At 72.4% G+C, this 24,022-nt stretch carries 12 protein-coding genes and 1 pseudogene; 4 read left to right on the top strand and 9 right to left on the bottom strand.

Translation table 11 applies throughout. From position 1 onward, the window contains the following. Nucleotides 1–78 precede the first annotated feature (78 nt). Complete coding sequence (locus ABZU69_RS28690) at nt 79–1,110, top strand: LacI family DNA-binding transcriptional regulator (RefSeq protein ID WP_354967424.1); 1,032 nt, start codon at nt 79–81, stop codon at nt 1,108–1,110. A 277-nt stretch (nt 1,111–1,387) separates the two neighbouring features. Here the strand turns inward: ABZU69_RS28690 and ABZU69_RS28685 are convergent, their stop codons facing one another. Continuing rightward, nucleotides 1,388–6,028, bottom strand: coding sequence for a family 78 glycoside hydrolase catalytic domain (locus tag ABZU69_RS28685; RefSeq protein ID WP_354967423.1), 4,641 nt, complete (start codon nt 6,026–6,028; stop codon nt 1,388–1,390). A gap of 65 nt (nt 6,029–6,093) precedes the next feature. Further along, entirely contained in the window at nt 6,094–8,904 is a 2,811-nt protein-coding gene (locus ABZU69_RS28680; RefSeq protein WP_354967422.1) for a family 78 glycoside hydrolase catalytic domain, read from the bottom strand. A 251-nt stretch (nt 8,905–9,155) separates the two neighbouring features. On the opposite strand from ABZU69_RS28680, the gene ABZU69_RS28675 reads away from it, so the two are divergent. Next, nucleotides 9,156–11,039 carry a sigma-70 family RNA polymerase sigma factor gene (locus ABZU69_RS28675; protein ID WP_354967421.1) on the top strand — a complete coding sequence of 628 codons (1,884 nt, stop codon included), beginning with the start codon at nt 9,156–9,158 and terminating at the stop codon, nt 11,037–11,039. A 198-nt stretch (nt 11,040–11,237) separates the two neighbouring features. After that, a pseudogene (locus ABZU69_RS28670) lies at nt 11,238–11,564 on the top strand (NAD(P)-binding domain-containing protein); the annotation flags it as partial. Nucleotides 11,565–11,866: 302 nt separating this feature from the next. Here ABZU69_RS28670 and ABZU69_RS28665 read toward each other — a convergent pair. Then, on the bottom strand, nt 11,867–12,979 hold the full coding sequence (locus tag ABZU69_RS28665) for an RNA-guided endonuclease TnpB family protein (RefSeq protein ID WP_354967420.1): 1,113 nt from the start codon (nt 12,977–12,979) through the stop codon (nt 11,867–11,869). Between the two features lie 101 nt (nt 12,980–13,080). Between ABZU69_RS28665 and ABZU69_RS28660 the strand changes: the two genes are divergently transcribed. Beyond that, entirely contained in the window at nt 13,081–13,449 is a 369-nt protein-coding gene (locus tag ABZU69_RS28660) for a hypothetical protein (RefSeq protein WP_354967419.1), read from the top strand. Here the strand turns inward: ABZU69_RS28660 and ABZU69_RS28655 are convergent. The 6 genes from ABZU69_RS28655 to ABZU69_RS28630 form a co-directional block, all read right to left on the bottom strand. Continuing rightward, nucleotides 13,414–14,313: an NAD(P)-dependent oxidoreductase gene (locus ABZU69_RS28655; RefSeq protein WP_354967418.1), complete on the bottom strand. Its 900-nt coding sequence runs from the start codon at nt 14,311–14,313 to the stop codon at nt 13,414–13,416. The genes ABZU69_RS28660 and ABZU69_RS28655 overlap by 36 nt on opposite strands. 85 nt (nt 14,314–14,398) lie before the next feature. Further along, the gene (locus ABZU69_RS28650) at nt 14,399–15,628 is read right to left on the bottom strand and encodes a TIGR02679 family protein (protein WP_354967417.1); all 1,230 of its coding nucleotides are present in this window, start codon (nt 15,626–15,628) and stop codon (nt 14,399–14,401) included. Continuing rightward, on the bottom strand, nt 15,625–19,665 hold the full coding sequence (locus ABZU69_RS28645) for a TIGR02680 family protein (RefSeq protein ID WP_354967416.1): 4,041 nt from the start codon (nt 19,663–19,665) through the stop codon (nt 15,625–15,627). The genes ABZU69_RS28650 and ABZU69_RS28645 overlap by 4 nt, the downstream gene beginning before the upstream one ends. Continuing rightward, complete coding sequence (locus tag ABZU69_RS28640; protein ID WP_354967415.1) at nt 19,662–20,885, bottom strand: TIGR02678 family protein; 1,224 nt, start codon at nt 20,883–20,885, stop codon at nt 19,662–19,664. Before ABZU69_RS28640 ends, ABZU69_RS28645 begins: the two co-directional genes overlap by 4 nt. After that, on the bottom strand, nt 20,882–22,462 hold the full coding sequence (locus ABZU69_RS28635; protein ID WP_354967414.1) for a TIGR02677 family protein: 1,581 nt from the start codon (nt 22,460–22,462) through the stop codon (nt 20,882–20,884). Before ABZU69_RS28635 ends, ABZU69_RS28640 begins: the two co-directional genes overlap by 4 nt. A 185-nt stretch (nt 22,463–22,647) precedes the next feature. Then, nucleotides 22,648–23,625, bottom strand: a complete 978-nt coding sequence (locus ABZU69_RS28630) for a Fic family protein (RefSeq protein ID WP_354967413.1) — start codon at nt 23,623–23,625, stop codon at nt 22,648–22,650. Between the last annotated feature and the right edge of the window lie 397 nt (nt 23,626–24,022).

Below are 24,022 nucleotides of genomic sequence, written 5' to 3'. Positions count from 1 at the left end.
GGCTTTCCGGGGATCACCGCGACCGCGACCCGCGCCGGGCTCGGGGCCGCGACCACCGCACGGAACGTCGAGGGAGTCATGGCAACGGCGAACATCAAGGAGGTCGCCCGGCACGCCGGCGTCTCCCTCGGCACGGTGAGCAACGTGCTCAACCGGCCCGACACGGTCGCCCCCGCCACCCGACAGCGGGTGCTCGACGCCATCAGCACGCTCGGCTACGTCCGCAACGACTCCGCGCGCCAACTACGCGCCGGGCACAGCCGCACCGTCGCCATCGTCGTCCTGGACGTGGCCAACCCGTTCTTCACCGACGTCGTGCGCGGCGCCGAACAGGTGGTCGAGGAGGCCGGCGCCATGCTCGTCGTCTGCAACAGCGGCGAGGACAGCGCCCGCGAGCGCCGCCACCTGGAGCTGCTGGAGGAACAGCGGGTCCGCGGCGTCCTCATCACCCCGGTCGGCCACGGCCCCCAGCCCAACCTGGACAAGCTCATCGACCGGGGCATCCCGGTGGTGCTGGTGGACCGGGGCACGGGCCGGGCGAACCGTTGCTCGGTGGCGGTCGACGACGTCCTCGGCGGCCGGCTCGCCATGGACCACCTGCTGGACCAGGGCCACCACCGCATCGCCTACCTCGGCGGCCCGCTCTCCCTCGCCCAGGTCGCCGACCGGCACGCCGGTGCCGCAGCGGCCCTGGAGGAACGCGGCAACGGCGCCGAACTCCGGGTGGCGGTGACCACCAGCCTGACCGTCGCCGCCGGCCGGCGCGCCGCCGAGGAGTTGCTGACGCTGCCGGCCCGGCAGCGCCCCACCGCCGTCTTCTGCGCCAACGATCTGATCGCACTCGGCGTACTGCAGGAGCTGACCGCGCGCGGCCTGCGGGTGCCGGCCGACGTGGCCATCGTCGGCTACGACGACATCGAGTTCGCCGACGCGGCGGCGGTGCCGCTGTCATCGGTACGCCAGCCCCGCGACCAGCTCGGCCGCACCGCGGCTCAGCTGCTGCTGGAGGAGGCCGAGCCCGGCGACACGCACCGGCACCGGCACGTGGTCTTCCAGCCGGAGCTGGTCGTCCGCCGCTCCAGCGACCACCCCCGGCGCACCCGGCGCTGACCGCCCGAACCGCACCAGTGGCTGGAGCGGCGGCCTCCGGTGGCCGGGCTGACCGAGCTGACCGGGTGGCCGGGGTGGCCGAGCTGACCGGGGTGGCCGAGCTGACCGGGGTGGCCGAGCTGGCCGCCCTTTGCTCTGCTTCAACGGGCGCAACGACAAGGCACCGCCGGTGTTGCGCCGATTGAAGCAGAGCAAAGGGCGTCTGGGCCAACCCGGGCATGGGGACGGCGAGAGGCAACGGGTCTGGCGTCGGGAGGACGACAGCGGCGCGGGTGCGTCAGGCCGCCGGGACCGGCGTAGCCCAGACGTCGGCGACCGACGGGTCATAGCCGTCACCCGTGTCCCGGAAGCGCACCCGCACCGCCCCGTCGCGGGTCGCGTCCGGCAGGTCGACCACGAACTGGTAGCTGACCGTGCCGGCTCCACCCACCGTCCGTCGCCACGAGCGGCTGTACGCCACCACCCCGTCCACGACCACCTCGTAGTCCTTCAGCTGCGGCCCGTCGTAGGTCTCGATCGAGCGCAACACGAACGGCTCGCCGGGCTCGACGGCGAGGTCGAACTCGAACCAGCCACCGGGGCGGGTCGTGTCGGTGTACCGGCGGGTCAGGCCGGCCTCGGTGCTGGTGGCCGAGTAGGTCGAGGCGGTGAGGCCGTGGGCCTGCTCGGAGGCCGGATCGCCGAGGTCGACGTGGTCGTACGCGCCCGGCGGCGGATTGTCGAACCGGACCGGGATCGCGAGCGTACGCCGTTCGGCCGCCGTGTCGCCGGTGGCCACCGTGATTTCCACCGGCCCCTGCGTCACGGACACCGGCGCGGTGAGGACGGTCGACACGGTGGTCTGCGCGCCGGGGGCGAGGTCGTACCCGGCGGTGGCCGGCGCCACCCGCCAGCCGTCCGGCGCGATGACGGTCAGCTGCCCCGTCACCCGCACGGCGGCCCGGTTGCGCAGCACCGTGCCGACCGTCGTCGCGGCGCCCGGCGCGACGTCGGCCGGGACCGGGACCGCCGACACGACCTGCACCGCCGGCGCGACGGTGACCGTTCCCGCGACGGGCAGTGTGGCGGCGCCACCCCGGTGGCGGTAGCTGGCGGAGCCGTCGATGGCCCCGCTCACCGGCGCCTGACCGGCGGGGATCCGCAGGTCGTAGCCGTGGCTGACGGTGCCGCCCGGTGCGACCGTGGCGGCCCGCCTGCCGACCGGCGTGACCGTCCAGCCGTCGGGTGCCCGCAGATCGGAGGTCACGCCGGTCAGCGGGTCCCGCCCGCCGTTGGTCACCGTGACGGTGGCGCGTACGACCGCGCCGGGCAGCCGCTCCCCCACCGGCAGGTCGAGTCTGACCACGGCGCCGACCAGGGTCGACGACGCCGCGGAGAGCCGCTGATCGACCCGGGTGAGCAGCACGGTGAACCGGTCCGCGTGGGCCTGGTCGAGGCGACCCGCGGCGACCTGGGTGCGCAGCCACCGGGCCGTGTCGGCGGCGCTCGCCAGGGCTCGGTGCACGTCACCGGCGGCGGAACGGGAATTGCCCGCCAGGTACGCCGTGCGCGCCGCCGTCGTCTCCGCGGCGAGTCGGCTGAACCGGCCGCGCAGGTACTCGGCCACCGGTCGGCCCAGCTCACCGGCGAGCTGGTCGGTGAGCGTCACCAGCTCCCGCACCGTGTCGCCGGCGTCGCCCAGGTCGCCGAGCACCCGGTCGATCGCGAAGGAGTACGAACCGGAGCCGATCTCGTAGACGGCGACCGTGCCGTCCATCCGGACGAACCGCACGCCGTCGGCCTGATCCGCCGGCCGGCCGCCCTCGGTGACCGCGTTCCGCCCCGGTGCCGGCAGGCGTACGGTCGCGGTGGTGTTCGCCGGCACGGTGAGCCGCAGCCGCATGTCCCCGCGCGCGTCGAGATCCCAGTCGCTGCCGATCGTCCCGTACGCCGAGCGGTACGACGCCCTGGCCGAGGTGAGGTCTCCACCCGGCTGCGGGGCGAACGTGAGGTGCGCGTACCCGGGATTGCCGGCGTCGGGTTGGATGCCGGCCACGGTCCGGTACATCCAGTCGCCCACCGCGCCGTACGCGTAGTGGTTGAAGGAGTTCATCCCCACGTCGCCGAAGCTGCCGTCGGGTTTGATCGAGTCCCAACGCTCCCAGATCGTGGTCGCGCCCTTGGCGATCTCGTAACCCCACGACGGATACGTGTCGTTGAGCAGCAGCCGGTACGCGACGTCCAGATGCCCGGTCTCACTGAGCGCCGGCAGCAGGTCCGGGGTGCCGAGGAAGCCGGTGGAGAGGTGCCAGTCGTGCCGTTGCACGTTGGCGACCAGCCGGTCGGCGGCCTTGGCCCGCAGCGTGTCGGGCAGCAGGCCCATGCCGATGGCCAGCACGTACCCGGTCTGGCTGTCGCCCTGCACCGTGCCGTCGGCGGAGACGTACGCGTCGACGAACGCCTGCGCGATGTCCTTGGACAGCGCCGCGTAGCGGGCCGCGTCGGCGTCCTTGCCGATGGCGCCGGCCAACTGGCCCAACAGCCGGATGCTGTAGGCGTAGTAGGCCGTTCCGACGACGCCGGCGGGCGTCGGATCGTCGAGGTTGAGCCAGTCGAGGTACGGGCCGGCGTTGGTACGCAGGTGACCCGAGCTGGTGCTCTCCAGCCAGGACGCGTACCGCACCATCGACGCGTAGTGCTCCTCGACGACCCGGGTGTCGCCGTAGCGCTGCCAGAGGGCGTACGGCACGGTGATCCCGGCGTCGGCCCATCCGGTCGCGCCGTCCCCGCAGCAGGCCCGGGGCGCGACGTCGGGGTAGGCGCCGTTGGCCGACTGCGCGTCCCGCAGGTCCTGCAACCACTTGGTGAGGAACGTCAGGCTGTCCATGTTGAACGTGGCGGTGTTGGCGAAGACGTTGATGTCGCCGGTCCAGCCGAGCCGCTCGTCCCGGGCCGGGGTGTCGGTCGGGATGGACAGGAAGTTGCCGCGCTGCCCCCAGGTGATGTTGCTGTGCAGCTTGTTGACCATCGCGTTGGAGGTCTCGAACTCGCTGGTGAGCTCCCCGTCGGTGTGCATGACCAGGCCGGTGACGGTGGACAGATCGGGCGTGCCCGGATAGCCGGTCAGCTCGACGTAGCGGAAGCCGTGGAAGGTGAACGTGGGCTGGTAGACCTCGGCCCCGCCGCCGCGCAGCGTGTAGTGGTCGGTGGCCCGGGCCGTGCGCAGGTTGGCGGTGTACGCGGTGCCGTCCGGGTTGAGCACCTCGGCGTGCCGGACGCGGACCGTCGCGCCGGCCGGGCCGTCGACCTTCAGCCGGACCTTGCCCACCATGTTCTGGCCGAGGTCGACGATCCAGGTGCCGGGGGTGGGCTGGGTCAGCGCCTTGGCCGGCAGCTCCTGCGTGACCCGCACCGGCGGGTCGACCTGGGCGACGATCCGGTCGGTGGCGTCGACGTCGTCGACGGTGGCGGGCGACCAGGCGGAGTCGTCGAACCCGGGCCGGTCCCAGCCGGCCGGCAGTCGCCGCGCGTCGTAGGTCTCACCATGGATGAGGTCGCTCTGCAGGAAGGGCCCGGCGGTGGCGCGCCACGAGCCGTCGGTGCCGATCGTCTCGCTGCGCCCGTCGGTGTAGTCGATGACCAGCTGCGCGCTGAGGTGCGGCCGGGAGCCGTAGTTGTCGGTGCCGAACCAGGCGATGCTGCCGGCGTACCAGCCGTCGCCGAGCAGCGCGCCGAGCGCGTTGTCGCCCGCGCGGAGCTGGCGGGTGACGTCGTACGTCTGGTACTGCACCCGCTTGTCGAAGTCCGTCCAGCCGGGTGCCAACTCGTGGTCGCCGACCCGCTGGCCGTTGAGTGACAGCTGGTAGACACCGAGTGCGGTGGCGTAGACCCGGGCCCGGGAGACCGTACCGTCGACCCGGAAGCCCCGGCGCAGCAGCGGGTTCGCGTCCAGCGCGGTGAGCATGGCCTCGGCGTCGCCGCTGACCCGCAGGCCGCCCGGGGTGGCCGTGCCCGCCCCGAACGGGTTCGCGCCGTCGGTGAGCGGGGCCGCGTAGAGGGTGTCGCTGCCGCTGGTCACCGAGAAGTCGGAGAAAACCCCGCTCTCCACCCCGTTGGTGCGCAGGCCCACCGACCCGGCCCGGTGCGCGGTGCTGCGGGTGACGTCGACCTGGGTGCCGTCGACCCAGGTGGTGATGGTGTCGCCGGCCGCGGTGATGCGCAGGATGTGCGGCGCGGTCAGCTTGTCGGCCGGTACGACCGCACCGAGCGGCACCTCCTTGAGCAGGGTCCAGGCGCCGTCGACCCGTACGTGCGGGCGCAGTTTCGCGCTGCCGCCGGTGCTGGAGAACTGCCACATGTACGCGTTGCCCGCGCCACGGGCCCGCAGGAAGATCCCCGCCGCGTCGCGTTCGAGCCGGACCGTCGTCTGCACCGTGTAGTCGGCCCAGGACTCGGTGGGCGACGGCATGCCGACCCAGTCGGCCTGCCAGCCGTCACCACCCCGTACGCCGGTCTCCCAGGACGCCGGCGCGCTCCACCCCGAACCGCGGCCCGCGGTGTCCCAGACGCGGACCTGCCAGGCGTACCGGGTGCGGGGTCGCAGCTGCGGGCCCGCGTACGGGACCAGGGTGCTCTGTCGCGACCGGACCCGGCCGCTGTCCCAGACGTCCGCGTCGCCCAGCCGGTCCGGACTGGTGGCGACGCGCACCTGGTACGACTCCTGGAGCACGCCCCGGGTGGTGGCCTCGATGCGCCAGCCGAGGCGGGGCTTCTCCACGTCCAGCCCGATCGGCTCGATGGCCCGTTCGGTGGTCAGGCCGGTCACCGTCGGCGCGGGGGCCGCCGGCGCGGCGGCCGCGGCCGGGCCCGGCACCACCGTCGGCGTCAGGCCGAGCAGCAGCACGAGAAGCGCGGAGGGTGCGGCGCGGCGCCGCGTCATGCGCATCATTCCTGGTCCTCATCCTTCCGGTGGTGGCGGGCCGGTGACCGGCCCCGAACGGGACGTCAGCGGGGCTGGGCCGCCGGACCGGCGACCGGGTGGAAGCTGGACCGGCCGGAGCCGACCTGGAAGACGGCCCGGCCGTCCTCGATCCCGACGAAGGTCGCCTTGCTCGGACCGGCCGCCCGGTAGGACTTTCCGGGGATGACCGGCAGGGCAACCCGGGCGGTGACGTTGACCGGCACGTCGAGGTCGACGCGGAGGCCGCCCTCGGTACGCCGCCAGTCCAGGCGGACCGGTCCGCGCTGGGTGGACACCGTGCCGCTCGCCCGGTCGAGCCCGGCGGCGGGCGGCACGACGTCGACCACGGCGGCCCCAGGGCTGGCGGTGCGGACGCCGAGCAGGGTCTCCTGCACGTCGACCACCGCCTGCGCTCCCCAGCCGTGCGACTGGCTGAAGTTGCTGCCGGGATCGAGGGTCCAGGCCTCCCAGGTGAAGGTGCCGCCCTGGGCGAGGATGTTCGCCCAGCCCAGGTCATCCGGGTTGGTCAGCAGCCGCAGCACCGCCTCGGGCCGGTCGGCGTCGGCGAGCGCCCGCAGCAGCCAGTGGGCGGTCATCGGCCCCTGCTTCATCCCCATGGACGCGACGTGGTCGGCCAGCGCGGGCAGGTCGGCCCGCGGGGCCAGCCCGTGCGCGATGGCGTACGACGTGGCGTGCTGCCCGGCGTGGGCACTGCGCGCACCGGTGGCCGACAGCCCGTCGACGTAGCTGCCGTCGGCGGCGCGCAGCGTGGCGTTGACCGCGTCGGTGAGGTCGGCGGCCCGCCCGTCGTACGCGGTCACCTCGGCGGCGGGCCGACCGACTGCCTCGGCCATCCGGGCGGTGGTCCGCAGCACGTCGACGCTCTGGGCGTTGATGGTGGTCCGCGCGGCGGCGGTCATGTCGTAGCCGAAGCGGCCCGGCTCGGGCCAGTCGATGATGCCGAAGCGGTAGGCGCCGCTGCCGCCGGACAGGTCGGTGACCAGGCCGGCGGTGGGGCCGGTGGCCGGAATGTGGCGCAGCACGTACTCGGCGGTGTCCCGGATCGCCGGGTACGCCTCCGCCAGCAGCTCCCGGTCGCCGGTCTCGGTCCAGTACCGCCACACCCAGTCCACGAACATCAGCGAGTAGTCGGGGATGTCCCGCTTGCCGTCGCCGTTGGGATAGACGGCGTTGTAGCGGCCACGGTCGCCCTCGGCGGTCCAGTAGCGGGCGGCCGAGCGGAGGAACTCGCGGATGGCCTGCTGGGTGGCGTCGCGCTCGCCGAAGGCGGACATCGTGGCGTACGAGATGTTCGCGGCGTCGCCGAGGAACTGGCCCTTCTCCCGGGTGGGAGTGTCGACGAACGCCTCTTGGACGGAGTAGATCGCGGACCGTTTCATCATCGTCCACACCGCGTCGAGGGTGGCGTTCGAGCTGGTGAAGCTCGCCTCCCGGCCGGACGGGACGTCGGTGTGCACCACGACGGCGGAGACGTCGTGCGCCGAGATCTGCTCGCCGGCGCCGGGGATCTCCAGGTAGCGGAAGCCGAGGTGGGTGAAGGCGTGGAACTCCTGCGGCCCGTCCTTCTGAAGGTACGGGAAGCTCATGGTGGTGCCCTGCGACTGGAGGGTGGACGTGTCGACCCGGCCGGTGTCGGTGAGGGTGTATCCGGCCCGCAGGTCGACCGTGCGCCCGGCGACACCGGCGTCGAACCGGACGACCGGGCGCGCGGGGATGACCACGCCGAAGTCGGCGACGACCGTGCCGTCGGCGGCGGTACGCAGCGCGACCGGCTCGACGGAGGTCTCGACCAGCCGGGTCTCCTGCCCGATCAGATGCGGAGACGACGCGGTCGGATGCGCGCCGAGCACCTCGGCGGCGGCGAACCCGGCGGCGCTGTCGTCGTAGCCGGGCCGCATCCAGCCGGCGACCTCGGCGCGGGCGTCCTGCCGCTCGACCCGGTCGCCCTCGCCGTTGCGGCGCTCGGCGTTCGCGACGAACTGGGTGTCCCGGGCGACCCGCCAGGAGCCGTCCGTGCCGTACACCTCCCGGGAGCCGTCGGCGTGCTCGACGACCAGCTTCACCAGCAGGCCACGGGCACCGGCGGGGCGGCCCTGACCGCTGCCGTACCAGTGGTAACGCACCCCGATGACCAGCGGCGCACCGGCTTTCACCAGCCTGGTGACGTCGGCAGCCTGGTAGTAGTCCTCCCCCGGGTAGCCGAAGGACGTGCCCCGGTCGGCGCGGGTGCCGTTGAGGTAGAGCTCGTAGGTGTGGTCGGCGGCGGTGTAGGCGCGGGCCCGGACCACGCGGCTGGCGTTGGGGCGTACCTCGGTGCGGGCCAGGGTGTAGTCGTCGGCCTCGGTGGTGGCGCGCCGGATCCAGCTGGCGCCCTCCCACTGGCTGTCGTCGATGCCGGTCTCGAACGCGCCAGCGGCGGGCGGGGACTGCCGGCCGGTGCGGTCCCAGGTGCGGACCGTCCACTCGTACGCCGTGCCCGCACGCAGGGCCGGTCCGACGTACGGCACGTAGGACTGCTGGCCGGAGGCGACCTTGCCGGAGTCCCAGACCCGGTCGCCGCCGGTCGCGGTGACGGTGATCCGGTAGGCGGTCTGCGCCTCACCGGGGTCGGCGTCGCGGGGCAGCCAACCGAACCGCGGGACGCCCTCGACGTTGAGCGGGCGACTCCGGTCGCCGACCGTCAGCGAGGCCGGTGCGCCCGGCGCGTGCCCCCGTGCGGCCAGCGCCGGCGGCGCCCCGCCGAGGACCACCGCGACGACGGTCGTCGCCGCCAGGAGCACCGCTGTCCGGCGCCGCCGGGCAGCCGGCCAGAATCCGAGAGTACGACGAGTCACGCGGGCCTCCGCTCTATGAATCGTTTCAGGCAGGCTACGCGCTCGTTGTGGCCAAGTGAAGACGTTCACTGTGATGGATCCGAAATCGACGGACGGGCGGGAGAGCGACCGCCGCGCCTGGTTCCGTCCGGCCCGGCCGTGGAAACTGTTATCCCGCTGCGGCCCGCCGGTCTCCTGAGGGGAGGCATTGGTGGTGAACCACCACGGTCTTCCACTGGGTAGCGATGCGACCACACGAAGGAGTGGAAACGATGCGCGGAACCGGTCGAGGTGAAGCCGACACCGACCTGGTGGTGGCCGCCCGCAACGGCGATCCGCAGGCGCTCGACGCCCTGGTGGCAGCGTCGCTCCCCCTCGTCTACAACGTGGTCGGCCGGGCGCTGCGGGGGCACGCCGACGTCGACGACGTGGTCCAGGAGACCCTGCTACGCGTCGTCCGGCACCTGCCCGACCTGCGAGATCCGACCGCGTACCGGTCCTGGCTGATCGCCATCACCGTGCGGCAGGTGCGCGACCGCGAGCAGCAGCGCCGCGACGCGCTGACCCACACCGCCGACCTCGACACCGCGTACGGGGTGCCCGACCCGGCCGCGGACTTCGCCGGGATCACGATCCTCCGGCTCGGCCTGACCGACCAGCGCCGCGAGGTGGCCGAGGCGACCCGCTGGCTCGACGACGACGACCAGACGCTGCTCGCCCTCTGGTGGCTGGAGGCCACCGGCAACCTCGACCGAGCCGACCTCGCCTCGGCACTCGGCCTGACCGAGGGCCACGCGGCGGTACGGATCCAGCGAATGAAAGAACAGCTGGAGGTGTCCCGGAGCGTGGTCCGCGCGCTGCGCGCCACCGCCGCCTGCCCCGCCCTGCGCGACGTGACCCAGACGTGGGACGGCCGACCGAGCCCGCTGTGGCGCAAGCGCCTTGCCCGCCACGTACGGGAATGCGGTGCCTGCGGCTCCTGGGCCCGCGACCTGCTCCCGGTCGAACGCCCGCTCGCCGGGCTTCCGCTACTGCCGATCCCACCCGGAATGGCCGAGAACCTCGCGGCCGGCATCCCGGCGGCGACCGCCCTGCCCACGCCCGCCGAGCCCCTTGCCGGCGGTGCGCTCCGGGGCACCGGCGGGCTGCGCAACCGCTTCTCGTTCGGGTCGAAGGGCGTACTGGGGCCGATCTCCGCAGCCGCCGCGGTCGCCGCACTGGTGATCGGGGCGATCGTCGTGGCACAACCGACCGGATCAACCCCCGCCCCCGCGGCGGCCCCGGCGGTCGAGGCGCTGCCGGCCACCACCCCACCGGCCAGCGCGCCCGCCGCGACCACGCCAGCCACCACCACGCCCTCAGCGGCGACCCCGAAGCCGAAGCCGACGACGGCCCGCCCGGCCGCGCCGGCGCCCGCGGTGACCTCGAAGAAGAAGGGCGTCGGCGTCTGGACCTTCAACGGCGTCAGCGAGGCGCTGGCCAACTCCACGGCTCGTTGGTACTACACCTGGAACGTGGGCCACCCGGGCGTCACCAGCCCGAAGGGCAGCGAGTTCGTCCCCATGATCTGGGGCGCGAAAAGCGTCACCGCCAATAGCCTGCAACAGGCCAAGAAGAACGGGCGACAGCTGCTCGGCTTCAACGAGCCGGACATGGGCGGTCAGGCGAACATGAGCGTGGAACAGGCGCTGGACCTGTGGCCGCAACTGGAGTCAACCGGCCTCCCACTGGGCAGCCCTGCCGTAGCCTGGGGCGGGGACCGACCGGGCGAATGGCTCGACCGCTTCATGACCGGCGCGAAGGAGCGCGGCTACCGGGTCGACTTCATCGCCCTGCACTGGTACGGCGGCGACTTCACCACCGCCAACGCGGTCAACCAGCTCAAGTCGTACCTCCAGGCGGTCCACGACCGCTACAAGCTGCCGATCTGGCTCACCGAGTTCGCCCTGATCGACTTCTCCAACGGCGTCCGCTTCCCCAGCCAGGCCCAGCAGGCCGCGTTCCTCACCGCGGCGACCCGGATGCTCAGCTGGCTGAGCTGGCTGCACCGGTACGCCTGGTTCGGCCTGCCCGCTACCGACAAGGACCAGACCGGGCTCTTCCGTACCGGCAGCACGGCGACCGCCGTCGGCCGCGCCTACCAGGCCGCACGCTGAAACCTTCCAGGGTGTGCCACCCACCAAAAGGTAAGTACCTGAGGAAATAGTGCGTACTTGATGCCCCGAACCTGACGGACGCAGGATGGGACCGGCCCTGCCGAACGGTCCACACACGTTGCGGCGCCATCCCGTCTCTTTGAGGAGCACCTCCATGTCCGAGCACGTCCGTCCCCCCGTCACGATCTCGGACTCGGGCCGATGGGTCAGGCGCTGGCCGGCGCCATGCTGGCCGCCGGGCACCCCACCACCGTCTGGAACCGGACCGCCGCCCGGGCCGACCCACTCGTCGCCCGAGGCGCGCGACGAGCGACCACCGTGGACGAGGCGGTACGCGCCAGCCCACTGACGCTCGCCTGCGTCATCGACAATGCGGCGGTTCGCGCGATCGTCGAACCGGCCGCTGCCGCGTTGAAGGGCCACACCCTGGTGAACCTCACCGCCGACACGCCACGTAGCACTCGCGACATGAGCGAGTGGGCGGGCTCGCGCGGCGTGGACTATACCTCGACGGCGCGATCATGACCCCGGCCCTCACCATCGGCGGACCTGCCGCGCTCGTGCTGTACAGCGGCCCGGAGGACATCTGGCAGACCCACCGGGCGACCCTGGCCAGCATCGGCGGAGCCGCCGACTGGCTCGGACCGGAGCCCGGCCGCGCCGCCGCCCACGACATCGCACTGCTCGACATGTTCTGGACCGCGTTGACATCCTCCACCGCCCTGAAGGGCGGGGATTCCCTCGGTCACCCGAGGGGGTTCCTGTTTCACCGGGCCGCGCCTTCACCGCTTTCGCGGGTCGGGTCTCACCGGCCCTCCACAGGCGTTTCACCTCTCCGCCAGCCCGGCGGCGAGAAGGTTCCTGGCGGCGTTGACGTCCCGGTCGTGCACGGCATCGCAGCCGGGGCACGTCCAGACGCGAACGCCGAGGGTCATGGCGGTGTTGATCCGACCGCACGCCGAGCAGGTCTTCGTGCTCGGATGCCAGCGGTCGACGGCGATCACCTGCCGCCCGTACCAGGCGGCCTTGTACTCGATCATGCTGCGCAGTTGTGTCCACGCCGCGTCGGAGATGGCGCGGGCCAGCGAGTGGTTGCGCAGCATGTTGCGCACGCTGAGGTCTTCGATCACGACCGTTTGGTTCTCACGGACGAGTCGAGTCGACAGCTTGTGCAGGTGATCCCGCCGCCGGTCGGCGATGCGGGCATGGATGCGGGCCACCGCAAGCCGGGCTTTCGCCCGGTTCTTGGTGTCCTTGCCCTTACGGGACAGGTTGCGTTGCGCCTTGGCCAGCTTGCGCCGGTCGGCGCGCTCGTGGCGCGGGTTGGTGATCTTCTCCCCGGTGGACAAGGTGAGCAGACTGGTGATGCCCGCGTCCACCCCGACCGCCGTGGACAGCGGCGGCAGTGCCTTGACGGTGGGGTCATCGACCAGCAGGGACACGAACCACCGACCGGCCGCGTCGCGGGACACCGTGACCGTCGACGGTTCGGCCCCTTCGGGCAGGGGCCGCGACCACACGATGCCCAGCGGGGCGTCCATCTTGGCCAGGGTGAGTTGCCCGTGACGCCAGCGAAACGCCGAGCGGGTGTATTCCGCCGACGCCCGGGACTTGCGCTTGGCCTTGAAACGCGGGTAGCGCGACCGCTTGCCCCAAAACGCGGCGAACCCGGCTTGCAGGTGCCGCAGCGTCTGCTGCAACGGCACCGAGCTGACCTCGTTAAGGAACGCCAGCTCCTCGGTGCGCTTCCACTCGGTCAGCCACGCCGAGGACTGCACATAGGTGCTGCGCTGCCGGTCAACGGCCCACGCACGGGTGCGCGCCTCCAAGGCGAGGTTGTAAACCTTGCGCACGCACCCGAAGGTGCGGTTGAGCTGATCGGCCTGCTCGGGGGTCGGATAGAAGCGGTACTTGTATGCCCGCTTCACCACCTCACCCACGCCTCACATTCTATCCACCCATCATGCAAGACGAGCATCGAGGGGAGGGAGCGGCGTTACCTCCCGGCCCTAAACGGCCGGGTTTCCACGCCGCGATCCTGATGAGCGGCGTCGCCCACGCCTTCGCACTGGCCCGGGCCGAACAGATCAGCCCGACCGCGCTCGCCCCGTACGCCAAGGGCATCGGGGGCCTGCTGCCGGACCTCATCGACGACATGGCCCGCCGGCTGGGCGCCGACGACCATGCCGCCGACGTCTCCGCCATCGCCTCCACCGCCGCCAGCATGGCCCACATCATCGACGCCGCCGAGGAGCACCGAATCGACGCGGACGTGCTACGGGCGGCCCGCGCGGCGGCCCTGCGGGCGATCAGCGCCGGGCACGGCGCCGACGACTTCTCCCGGATGACCCAGGCCTACGCCGAGGTAGAGGCGTCAGCGGCCCGCGGTGTCCACGTGGTCTCGCCATGAGTGCCGCGGCTCGTAGCCCAGCACCCGTCGCGCCTTGTCGATGCTGAGCAGCGTCTCGTGCTCGCCGAGCTCCTTGCGGATCTCGACACCCGGGTAGACCTCGGCCATCAGGCTGGCGCTGGACCTGCTCATGACCGTGTCGGCGTTGGCGATGATGAAGACCTCGGCGCCCGGCTGGTCGTGGGCGAGGGCCCGCTCGACCGCCTGGGCGCCGTCGCGGGCGTCGATGTAGCCCCACAGGTTCCACCGGCGCAGCGCCGGGTCCGCGTCGAACGAGGGGAACGGCGCGTAGTCCTCGACGTCCATGACGTTGGAGAACCGCAGGCCCACCATAACCAGCTCGGGGTCCCACCGGCAGAAGTGCCGGGCCATCTCCTCCTCGAGCGCCTTGTTCAGCGAGTACGTGGACTCCGGTCGCGGCGCGTACTCCTCGTCGACCGGCGCGTACGGCGGCGGGGTGTCGAACGGCAGCCCCAGCACCGTCTCGCTCGACGCCCACACCACCCGCTTGATCCCTGCAGCCCTGGCTGCGGCGAACACGTTGTACGTCGCCGCCGAGTTGTTCGCGAAGGTGGTCGCGTTCGACATCAGGCCGGGGGCCGGGACCGCTGCCAGGTGCACGATCGCGTCGACGCCGCCGGCGTGCTCGTCGGCGCCGCCGGTGAACGCCTCCACCACCTGCCCGTAGTCGGTGAGGTCGACGAGGAGGAACTCGCCGTTGACGTCGCGGGGGTCGCGTCCGCCCGCGCGGTCGACGGCGAGCACGTCGACGCCTATGGCGCGCAGGTGCGCGACCACGGCGCGACCGAGTTTGCCGGTGGCCCCGGTGACGACGACGCGCCTAGGAAGTGTGGGATCGCTCATGCTGACATCTTCTCCGGCGGCGCGACGCGCCCCACCGGCGGGTGCGACCCTGGGTGTCAGCGGCCACGCACTCACCTGACCGCAGTCACACGGCCCGTTCGACACCAGCCCGTGCGGCCATGTCGACGAGCAGGGACTCGAGCACGACCTCCTCGAGCAGTGCGACATCGTGTCCGCGGACGACCTCAGCCAGCCGTGGGTCCCACGGCGTGTCGTCGATCCGGCCAGCGACCGGGCCGACACCCGGTGCGGCATCGAGATAGTCCTCAGCCTGTAACAGCCACGGCCGCGCGCCCGTCTTGGTCATCACGTGCGCGGCGATCCGCAGACCCTCACCGTCGATGTCTCCGTGATAGTGCAGCTCCGCCCCGGTCGCGGCGATACCGCGCAACAGCACCACGGCCGCCGTGCTCGGCCACCCGGCGACGCAGACCAGCGGCGGACACGCAGCACCGAAGTGCCGCAGAGCGACCGTCAACACTGCCGGGTTCTCGACGACGAACACCGGCCCGTCCAGCCGACTGACGGGGTAATGCTTCAGCTGCGCCAGGGTGACCACTGTGGCCTGACCGGCGTCAGCCCATGCCCGCAGTCCGCTGGCGAGCGGATCGTCGCCGGGTGGTCGCAGCCCGGCGACCAAGACGGTGGTGGAAAGCTCGTCGCAGGCGACGCCCGCATGTTCCCAGAGCCGTCGGCGGTGCTCGGCGTCGGCTGGCGGTTCTTCGTCGTGCAGGGCTGCCAGGGCACGGAGCACCAGCTTGCCGAGTCGACCATCGTCGTCGAGGGCATGCGAGTCGCCGATGAGCCGTGCGGCCAGCACCGGCAGCGGTTCCCCCAACACCGGCAATGCCGCGAGGACATGAAACACCTGATCCAGCAGGGCGCGGGTGACGAGCGCGTCGCCGGAAACGAGGCCGCCGGCGCGTACGCCGTCGAGCCAGGGCTGCAGTGCCGGTTCGGCGGCGACGACGGGGTGCTCACGCGCCCAGCGCCACAACTCGGCCCGGTCGGCTGCCTGCCGGCGCCGGTCACCCGCCCGGTCGGCGATCGGCCCACCGATCGCCTCCACCACACCTCGGGTGTCCAGCCCGCCGGTGGCGGCACGCAGGATCGCGTCCAGTCCCCGCAGCGCGACCGTGACCTCCGGATCGGGGGTGTACGCGAGGCCGAGCAGATCTGCCAGGGCGGCTCGCTCGGCCGGACGCAGCCCGCGCAGGTGCACGCGACTCACCGTTCCGTCGGTGGCCGCCAGTCGACGGCGTGCCTCCGCCCACAGCGGCGCGAGTTCCGGGCGGTCGAATCGAGCAGCCGTCATGTCACGTCTGCCGCCACGACGTCGCGGCCGGTCCAGACGAAACGGGCGGTGGTGACGGCGTCATCGCCGTCCTCCGCGCCGGCGATCAGTTGGTGGATGGCGATGCCGTCCACCTCGGCGTAGGTGCACCACTCCTGATCGGAGGTCAGCAGCAGGTCGAGGTCGAGGGCGCTCAGCACGGCCATCAACTGTCCACGGTTGGTCTGGTCGACGCCGACGAAGACCTCGTCGAGCAGGATGAGCCGGGGTGCCGAGGGTGCGGCCCGGTAGTGCGCGCCGGCCGCGGCGAACAGCGGCAGGTGCAGCACGATGGCCTTCTCGCCACCCGATTTGGCGCCGTGCTGGCGTCGAGTAACCGGGGACCAGTCGCCAGCGGCGGAACGGACCTGCACCACGAACCGGTGCCACCGTCGGTAGTCGAGAACCTCGCCGAGCTGCTGTTCCCAGCCGTCGGTCGAACCGGCGCCGCGGACGTCGTCGATGCGGGCGCGAAAGAAGTCGTGCAGCGCGGTGCGCTGGGCCTCGGTCAGCCGCGCCGGATCCTGCAACAACAGCTCCCGGGCCTGCCTCAACCGCGGATCGAGCTCGCTGTTGACCTCCCAGATCAGCCGGACGCCGAGGCCGGAGACGGTACGTACCTGCTCCAGCTGAGCACTGACCTGCCGCACCAGGTCAGCGGCCTGCCGGGTGCGGTGGGCCACGTGGCGACGGGTGTCGCCGGTGAGGGTGCGGTCGAACAACTGCCGCTCCTCCTCGGTCAGGTGGGCCCGCATCTCGTCGCGCTCCGTCGTCAGCCGGTGCACCAGGGCCGTTGGGGTGGTCCGCAGTCCGTCCACCGTGGCGGTGACGACCTGCACGTCGCACTCCTCATCGGCGTTCATCGCGAGATCGGCGTACCCGGCCAGCGAGGCGCTGATGACGTGCAGCACGTTGCTCAGCTCGCCCTCGTCCTGACGTAGGTGCCGGGGGCCGTGCGGAAGGCTGCCGAGTTCCTCCGCGAGCTGACGCGCGGCCTGCAGGGTCGCGGTGAGGGGACCGACGCCGGACAGGTCGGTGGCGAGCGCCGCGTCCGGGCCGAGGAGGTCGACGAGTCGGGCCAGCCGGGACACCGCAGCGTCGCGGGTGCCGGCGGCGGCGTCCCGGTCCTGTTCCGCTCGCTCGGCGCGGGCGTTGAGCTCGTGCAGGCGCCCGATGAGCGTGTCGTGGCGGGGCCGCAGCCGGCGCAGTTCCTGTTTCAGGGCTTCCGCATGGGTACGCAGCCGTTGCACCTCGTCGAGGACCGCGCGGTACTCGACGCCAACGGTGCGCTCGACGGCGTCGAGGCGGGCTTCGAGGCCGGCTGCGGCCTCCTCGGCGGTCTCTGCCCGCAGCGCCTCCTCCTCGGCCAGTGTCACGGCATGACCGGCGGTCTCGCGGGCGTCGTCGAGCCGGGCGGCGGCGTGGGCCTGCCGGCCCCGGTCGGTCAGCCACCCGTCCGCCGCCTGGCCCAGGGTACGCAGGGCGGCGGTCAGCAGATCGAGGTCCGCCGCGGTGGTTGGCAGGCCGTACCGGGAGCCGACGAGGGTCAACTCACGCAGTGCGGCTCGGGCGTCCTCGTCGCTGGCGAGCGCCTCGCGGGCTGCCTCATCGAGCAGGTCCTGGAGCCCGGCGAGCTTCAGCTCGGCCCGCCCGACCCGTTCTGCGAAACGCACCACCTCGCGATGATCCGGCCGGGCCGCCACCTCAGCGCGCAGCAGGGACCGCCGCTCAGCCAACTGCCGCAGCCGGTCGGCCACCACGCTGCGTTCCGCGTCGATTTCCGCGAGCTGTGCCGCAAGTTCGGCCAACCGGCGCTGCCGAGCCCGATCCCGGGCCGCCGCGCCCAGGAACTCCACGTCCGGCTTGCTCCAGCTGCCGTACAACGGACCGAGCCGCCACGTGCCGTCCGCGCCGATCGCCGCGCTGTGGTGGGGCGCGGCGGGCCCGAAGGCCACCCCGGCGAGGACGGCGGTCACCAGCGGCGCCGGCACCGTCGCCCGGGCATCGACGTCGAGTACGTCGAGCAGGGACCGGTGCGGCGCGGGCAGCGCGGCAGTCGCCGCCAGGTAGGTGTCATGGCCACGCCGGTCCGACGTCACCGAACCGTCGGGCCAGACCCAGGCGTCGAGCAGGCCGGAGACCTCGAGCGCGGCCTCCACGGCGGCCTGGACATGCGGGGGTACGTCGGCACGCCAGTCGACCAGCCGCCACAGTGGGCCGCCCGGCCGGTCCGTCCGGGGCGCGGTGCGATGCCGTGGTGCGGCTGGCTCCCGGGTCACGGCCGCCGCCAGCGCCTCGTGTTCCGCCGCCGGCGCGACACGACGCCGCTGCAGGTCGGCGCCGCAGGCCTGCTCACTGGCGTCCGTTGTGGCGAGCTGTTCGCGTACTGCGGCGGCGAGGTCAGCGACCACGGCGCCGAGGGAGACCTCGTCGCCGGCCAGGTCGACCAGATCCGTGCCACTGTCGGCGACGGGCAGAACACAGCAGCCCGACGCCCAACCCGCGATGTCGTCGCGCAGTCTGGCCAGCTCCTCCTCGTACCCTCGGGTGGTCTGTCGCAGGGCGGCGTCGGCCGCGTCGCGCTCCGCGGCCCGCCGCTCCCGTCGGCCCTGCGCCCGCTCCCGCTCGGCCACCGCCCGCTCGTGGCCGGTCAACGCGGCCCGCACCGACGTGACCTCGTCTTCCCGGCCGCGCACGAGGCCACGCAGCAACTGCCGGGCCCGCTCCACGGATTCGGCCGCGAGCGGCTCGACGAGCGTCGCTAGACCGGCCTCCAGCGCCGCGGCCGTCGTGTCCCGCCAGGATCGGGCGGTCTGCGCGACGGTCGCCGCCTCGTCAGCGGTCAGATGTTCCGCCCGCTCAGCGGCGCGTGCCGCCTCCGCGCGTCGACTTCCCGCCGTGGCGGCCACGTCCTGGGCACTCCGCCGGGCCGCGCGCGTCTGCGACCGCAGCTGGTCGAGCTGCTGCCCCTCCCGGTAGGCGTCGCTGTCGCGCAGGCCGCCGATCGCCTCTTCGGTGACGCCCTGGTCGCGCTCGTTGCCGGTGATGGCCGTCCGCACCTGCGTCAGCTCGTCGGCGGCCGTGGCGTGCTCCTGCCGGCGCTGCCGCGCGTCCCGGGTGACGTTGTCCAGCCCGGTGGTGGCGGCGATGACCTCACCGGCGCCCCGCCGCAGGGCCCGGCGGGCGTAGCGCCGCTGCCGCTCGGTCAGCCGCTGCGCGGCGAGCACCTCCTCATCGAGTCGGGCGAGCCGTTCGCGGCGCCGATCCAGCTGCTCAAAACCCTCGGCGATCTCGGCCAGGTCGCCCGCGTCCAACGGGGGGAGCGCCTTGGACAGCACCTCCGAGAGCGCGTCGGGATTCAGGTGCTCGGACAGCTTCGGGGTACGCAGTTGCAGCAGCGTCGCGATCAGTGCCTCGTACTGCGTCTCGCTCAACCCCCGGAACAGCGTCTCGCGCACCGTGCGCCGGTAGGACTCGGCTGCGGGGTGCACGACGCCCCGGTCGCCAAGCGCCTGGACCAGGTCCTGACGGGTCAAGGGCACGTTGCCGTCCTTGACCAGCGACAGGCCATCGGCGCCGCCCACGCGCAGGTCAGTGGTGAAGTAGGTCGCGTCGACGGTGCGGGTGTTGGTGGACGCGGCCAGCCGGGCACCGCAGGTGAACCAGCGCGGCGCGTCGTCGTCGCCGTGGCCGAACTCCAGCCACACATAGCCCACCCGGGTGGTGTGTGGGTAGCCGTCGCCCATCAGGTTCCAGTGCATGGTGCGCTCGGAGCCGCCGAAGGTGGACAGCCGCGACGGTCGCAGGTTGGCGTCGAGCAGGTACGGCAGCAGCAGCTCCAGGGCCTTCGACTTGCCGGTGCCGTTGGCACCGCGCAACAGCAGCCGACCTCGGTGGAAGGCGAACTCCTCGTCGTAGTAACGCCAGACGTTGAGCACGCCGGCTCGGGTGGGCTGCCACCGGTCGGTGCGCAGGGCGTCGGCGTCGGTGGCCGCGCCGGGTAGGGACAGAACGGTCACCGGTTGCTCCTGGCTGCTCGTGGGGTGGCGACGATGGCCGCGCCGACGGCGTACCGGGCCGCGGCGGGCAGCGCGCGCACGCCGCCGCCCGCCCGCTCGACCAGGCCGAAGCGGCCGAGCAGTGCCAGCGCCTCGCCGGCAAGCCGCTCCGGCCCGCCGTCGGAGCGGTAGGTACGCGCCCACGCCGGCACCGCCCCGAACCGGTCGGCGAGCTGCCGGATGAGCTGCTCCTCGGCGACCGGGGCGGGATGGGCCGCGAGGATGGTGTCGAGCAGCAGCAGCGCCGCCTGCCCTGCGACGCTGCCACCGGCCGGGAACTTCTCGTCCGTTGCTGCGGCGTCCGGGTCGACCGCGAGCAGGCCCTCGGCCCGCTCCTCCAGCAGCATCCCGGCCTCGGCCACCGCGGTGCGCAGCATCCGCCGGCCGGTGATGCTGGCGGCGTAGCTCCGCTGCGCCTCGGACAGGTCGGCGAGGTAGACGACCGGATCGTCGAGGAGCCGACGCACGATGGAGTGTCGCAGCCAGCGGTTGCGCTGCTCGTCGGAGACGTCCACGCCCGGGTCGTCGGCGCCGCCGTAGCGCGGCTCGTACACCAGGGCACCCAGGTCGAAGGCCGGCAGCCGCGACGGCGCCTGCCGCGCAGCGAGCAGCCGGACCAAACGACCGCTGTCGACCCGGTAGAGCACCTTGGCATCGGTCTGCTGCAGAAAGGCGTCGGTGCTGCCGTCCACGGCGGTGAGCACGCCCAACTCCTCGAGGACGAGCAGGGCGTCGACGTAGGCGCGGCGGTCGTCGTGCCGGATGCTGTCGAACCCGGGGATGTCGGGCTCGACCGCGGACGCCTGCGCCAGCCGCTCGGCGATGATGCCGATCGTGGTCACCGGCCCGGCGAGCAGCTCGGCGGCGACCAGGCAGAACAGGGTGTAACGGCGACGGTCGAACGGGGCTCGCGCCCCGCGCGGACGGCGGGCCGGGCGGTCGGCTGGCGGCTGCGGTGAGGACTTCAGCAGCCGGGCGTACCCGGCGCGGGGTTCGACGACCAACCGCCAGCCGGTGTGCGTGTCGAACCAGGTGATCAGCTCCCCGCGGTGCCGCACCACGAGGGCGAAGTCGTCCGGACCGGCGTCACGGGTGAGCAGGGGACGGGCGAGCAGCGCCCGGATCGCCTGGGCACGCTCGGTGGCCCGCTGACGGTCGAGTTCGCTGCGCAGGTCACTCACGCGCTCGCCTCCCGGGCGTCGGCCGCTCGGGCCTCGATGTCGTGCGGTCGGGCCTCGGTGATCGACACCAGGAAGTCCGGTGCCGAGAGAACGCCGTGCGGTGTCCGCAACCGGGCCCGGCCGGCACCCTGCGAACCGGTGAGCGCCACGATCAGCCGGCCGTCAGCCGTCGCCGCCCGACGTACTCCATTCTGGGGCGCGGCCGACAGCGCCCGCGACAGAAGCTCCAACAGCCGACCGAAGCTGCCCGGGTCCAGGGTGCCGAAGGCCGAGAGCCGCACCGGACCGGGAGTGGCCAGCCGGCGCCACGCCCGCTCCAGCTCGGCCCGCTCCGCGAGCACCCGTCCGCGCCGCAGCCGCCGCACCTCGCCGGTGTCCCGCACCCGGGCGGTGCGGGCGACCTTGTCCACCTGCCCGGTGGTGCGCAGCAGCGGCGACACGGGCACCGCCGGAGCCTGCCACCAGGAGGTGGTGGCCGGCACCGCGGTCGGGTCGTCCAGCGCGAGGTGGGTGTGCCGGGCCGGCCACAGCCCGAACGCCCCCGACCACAACTCGTGCGCCGCGTCGTCGGAATCGCAGGCGGAGAACCAACGGGCCAGGACGCGGAAGTCGGCGGCCGTGCTGGAGCCCCGGCGCCGACTGTCGCTGAGCCGCTCCAGCGCCCGCATCAGGGCGACGATGGCCCGCCGCGCCACGTCGGCGAGCTGATCGATGCGCGGACGGCCTCCATCGGTGGGCCGGAACCAGGCGCACAGACCGTCCCACCGGGCGGCACGATGCTGCAGCCAGCGCGGGGCCGGGTCAGCCTCACCCGGCAGCGCCGGCAGGTCGGCGCCACGCAGCGCCCGATGGTGCAGGACGGTGACCCCCCGCTCCTCGACCCGGGCCACGCCCTGCGCGATCCCCTGCCGGCGAGCGTCGAGGTTCGTCACGAACTCGGACAAATAGGCAATCGTTGCCTGCTTGACCTCGGCGAACGTCGCGGAATCGGCGCCCTCCGCGCGCAACAACCGCTGCAACTGGCCGTTGAACTGCTTGGTGCTGGCGCGCAGCCCGGCGAGGTGGCCCTCCAGCTCCATCAGGGCCGCATAGACCCGCCGGTCGGCGCTGTCGTCGGCGACGAGCAGATCGTGCAGCTCGCCGAGGCGGTCGAGGATCGCGTCGAGCACCGCGGTCTGCAGCGCCCCGGTCGACGACAACAGCTGGACCGCGTGCAGCACGCCCTCGTAGGCCGCCTCACCCTTGCGGCTCAACGAATAGTGCAGATTGCGTCGCTCGTACTCCTCCGCCGAGGCGTAGTGGGCGGTGTGGTTCTGGGTGCGCTCGACCAGCCCGTACTTGTGCAGCGCCCCGAGCGTGTAGTCCAGCGAGCTGTCAGTGACCGGCTCGTACCAACCGACGCCGGGCAGCGCGGCGAGAACCTCGTCGAACGTCAGCGCGGCGACCAGCCGCTCGTGGGCGTCGCCGAAGACCTGCATGACCGCCGTGTGCAGCTCGGCCCGGTCGGTGGTGGTGAAGGCGAACATGTCCGCCGGAACCTGGCGGAAGACCGGCCGTGGGCGCGGATCGTCGACCACTTACCCCTCCCGTGCTCACGCTTGCGGACGCCCTCGCAGGCTACCCGGCGCCGCCGACAAACCACCGCACGTCACCGGCCGCTCTCCGGGAGGCCTACAGCGGCCAGCGGAGGTGATTGTCGCCCCACAGGTCGCCACCGAACTGCTGCCGGCGGTTGCCGTCGAAGCGATGCGCGGCAACTGGGTCAGGTTCCCTCGGCGCGCTGCCGCTTCTGGTTCTTCGTCGCCCGGTACGCCTCGACCGCCTTGCGGGAACTTCGCCAGATGCCGTCCGATCCCTGTACGGCGTCCAGACGCCCGCGCTGCGCAGCCTGTCGCAACGCCGGAAGGCTGAACTCCTTTGTGACCAGGGCCGCGAGCGGCACGAGGCGGGCAGGGCCGGCGACGTTCGGCACGATGAAGCGGTTCAGGTTGTCGTACATGGCACGAGCGATGAGTTCTCCCAGCGCACCGTAGTCTCCGACGTCTGCCCTCTGCATCGCGGCGAGGTAGGCGTCACGCTGGCGCTTGAAGATGATCACGGGCGGGTAACCGAGGCGTACGAGGATTAGGTTGAGCAGCAGCCGGCCCGCACGCCCGTTTCCGTCAATGAATGGGTGCACCCGCTCGAAGTCGTTGTGCAGCCGGGCGAGTTCCTCCGGCAACGGCCGATGCTGCGGGCGGCCGGCCGCGAGACGCTCCCCGGTCGCGCAGGCGTCCTCGACCCATTGGTCGACCTGCGCCGGCACCAAGGGCCATGCTGGCGGGGCCATCCCGGCGGAGAACGGATGGATATCGTGCTGCCTGAAGCTTCCCGGCCCTTCGCTGCCGCTGGCCTCGGGGTGAGGTTCAACATCCCAGACGGGAGTCATGGCGGTGTGGTGGACCTGGCGCACCTCTGTGACGCTGACCAGCCGACCATCGTGCCATCCGTCGGGTTCGAGCGCCTGGCTGTAGACCCAACGGGCGGCGTCCGCATAGCCGCGGACCTCGTTGTACTCCCTCAGCGGCTTCGACCCGACGGCGCGGCCCCGTTCGAGCAACGCCTGCACCTCACGCAGCACGAGCGTGTTGCCCTCCAGTGCGGTGGAGTGGTGGGCCTCCTGGTGCCAGATGTCTTCCCAGATCGTCTGGGCCTCCTTCGGGCTCGGGAGGCCACCGAGACGCTGGTTCAGTTCGCCCAACGCCTGATCGAGACGTAGATAGACGGTGGCCCGGCTTGGACGCCCTCTACCGACCACGCACACCTCTTCTCAGCTATCCGCCGTTCCGATATCGATGAACGAAACTTGTCATAGGATTTCGGCGGCTAATTAAACTTATCAAGTTCTGCGAGTCGGTGAGCGACGGCGCGCAGCAGGAGTGGAACTTTCCCCCACCCACTTCGCCAAGGTCGTCGATTCAAGTTCTCGAAGACTGACCCAGCTCTGCCTTACAGACAGCGATCTGCCGGCGGCAGTGTCGTGCCAGCTCGCGGTCGCCGCCCCGGTTGCTCAAGGACTCGGGCCAACGCGACGAACTCGGCCAAGGGCCTCGCGGTAGGAGCCGACCATCTCGTGGAGGTTCGCCAGGTCCAGCCGG

Source organism: Micromonospora sp. NPDC005206 (assembly GCF_040608175.1).
Lineage (GTDB): Bacteria > Actinomycetota > Actinomycetes > Mycobacteriales > Micromonosporaceae > Micromonospora.
This window is presented reverse-complemented; position numbering and strand designations above follow the sequence as displayed.

Excerpts from the sequence above, each read along its gene's own strand:
- ABZU69_RS28690 (WP_354967424.1), top strand. The coding sequence starts at position 79 with ATGGCAACGGCGAACATCAAGGAGGTCGCCCGGCACGCCGGCGTCTCC.
- ABZU69_RS28685 (WP_354967423.1), bottom strand. The coding sequence starts at position 6,028 with ATGACGCGGCGCCGCGCCGCACCCTCCGCGCTTCTCGTGCTGCTGCTC.
- ABZU69_RS28675 (WP_354967421.1), top strand. The coding sequence starts at position 9,156 with ATGCGCGGAACCGGTCGAGGTGAAGCCGACACCGACCTGGTGGTGGCC.
- ABZU69_RS28660 (WP_354967419.1), top strand. The coding sequence starts at position 13,081 with ATGAGCGGCGTCGCCCACGCCTTCGCACTGGCCCGGGCCGAACAGATC.
- ABZU69_RS28655 (WP_354967418.1), bottom strand. The coding sequence starts at position 14,313 with ATGAGCGATCCCACACTTCCTAGGCGCGTCGTCGTCACCGGGGCCACC.
- ABZU69_RS28650 (WP_354967417.1), bottom strand. The coding sequence starts at position 15,628 with ATGACGGCTGCTCGATTCGACCGCCCGGAACTCGCGCCGCTGTGGGCG.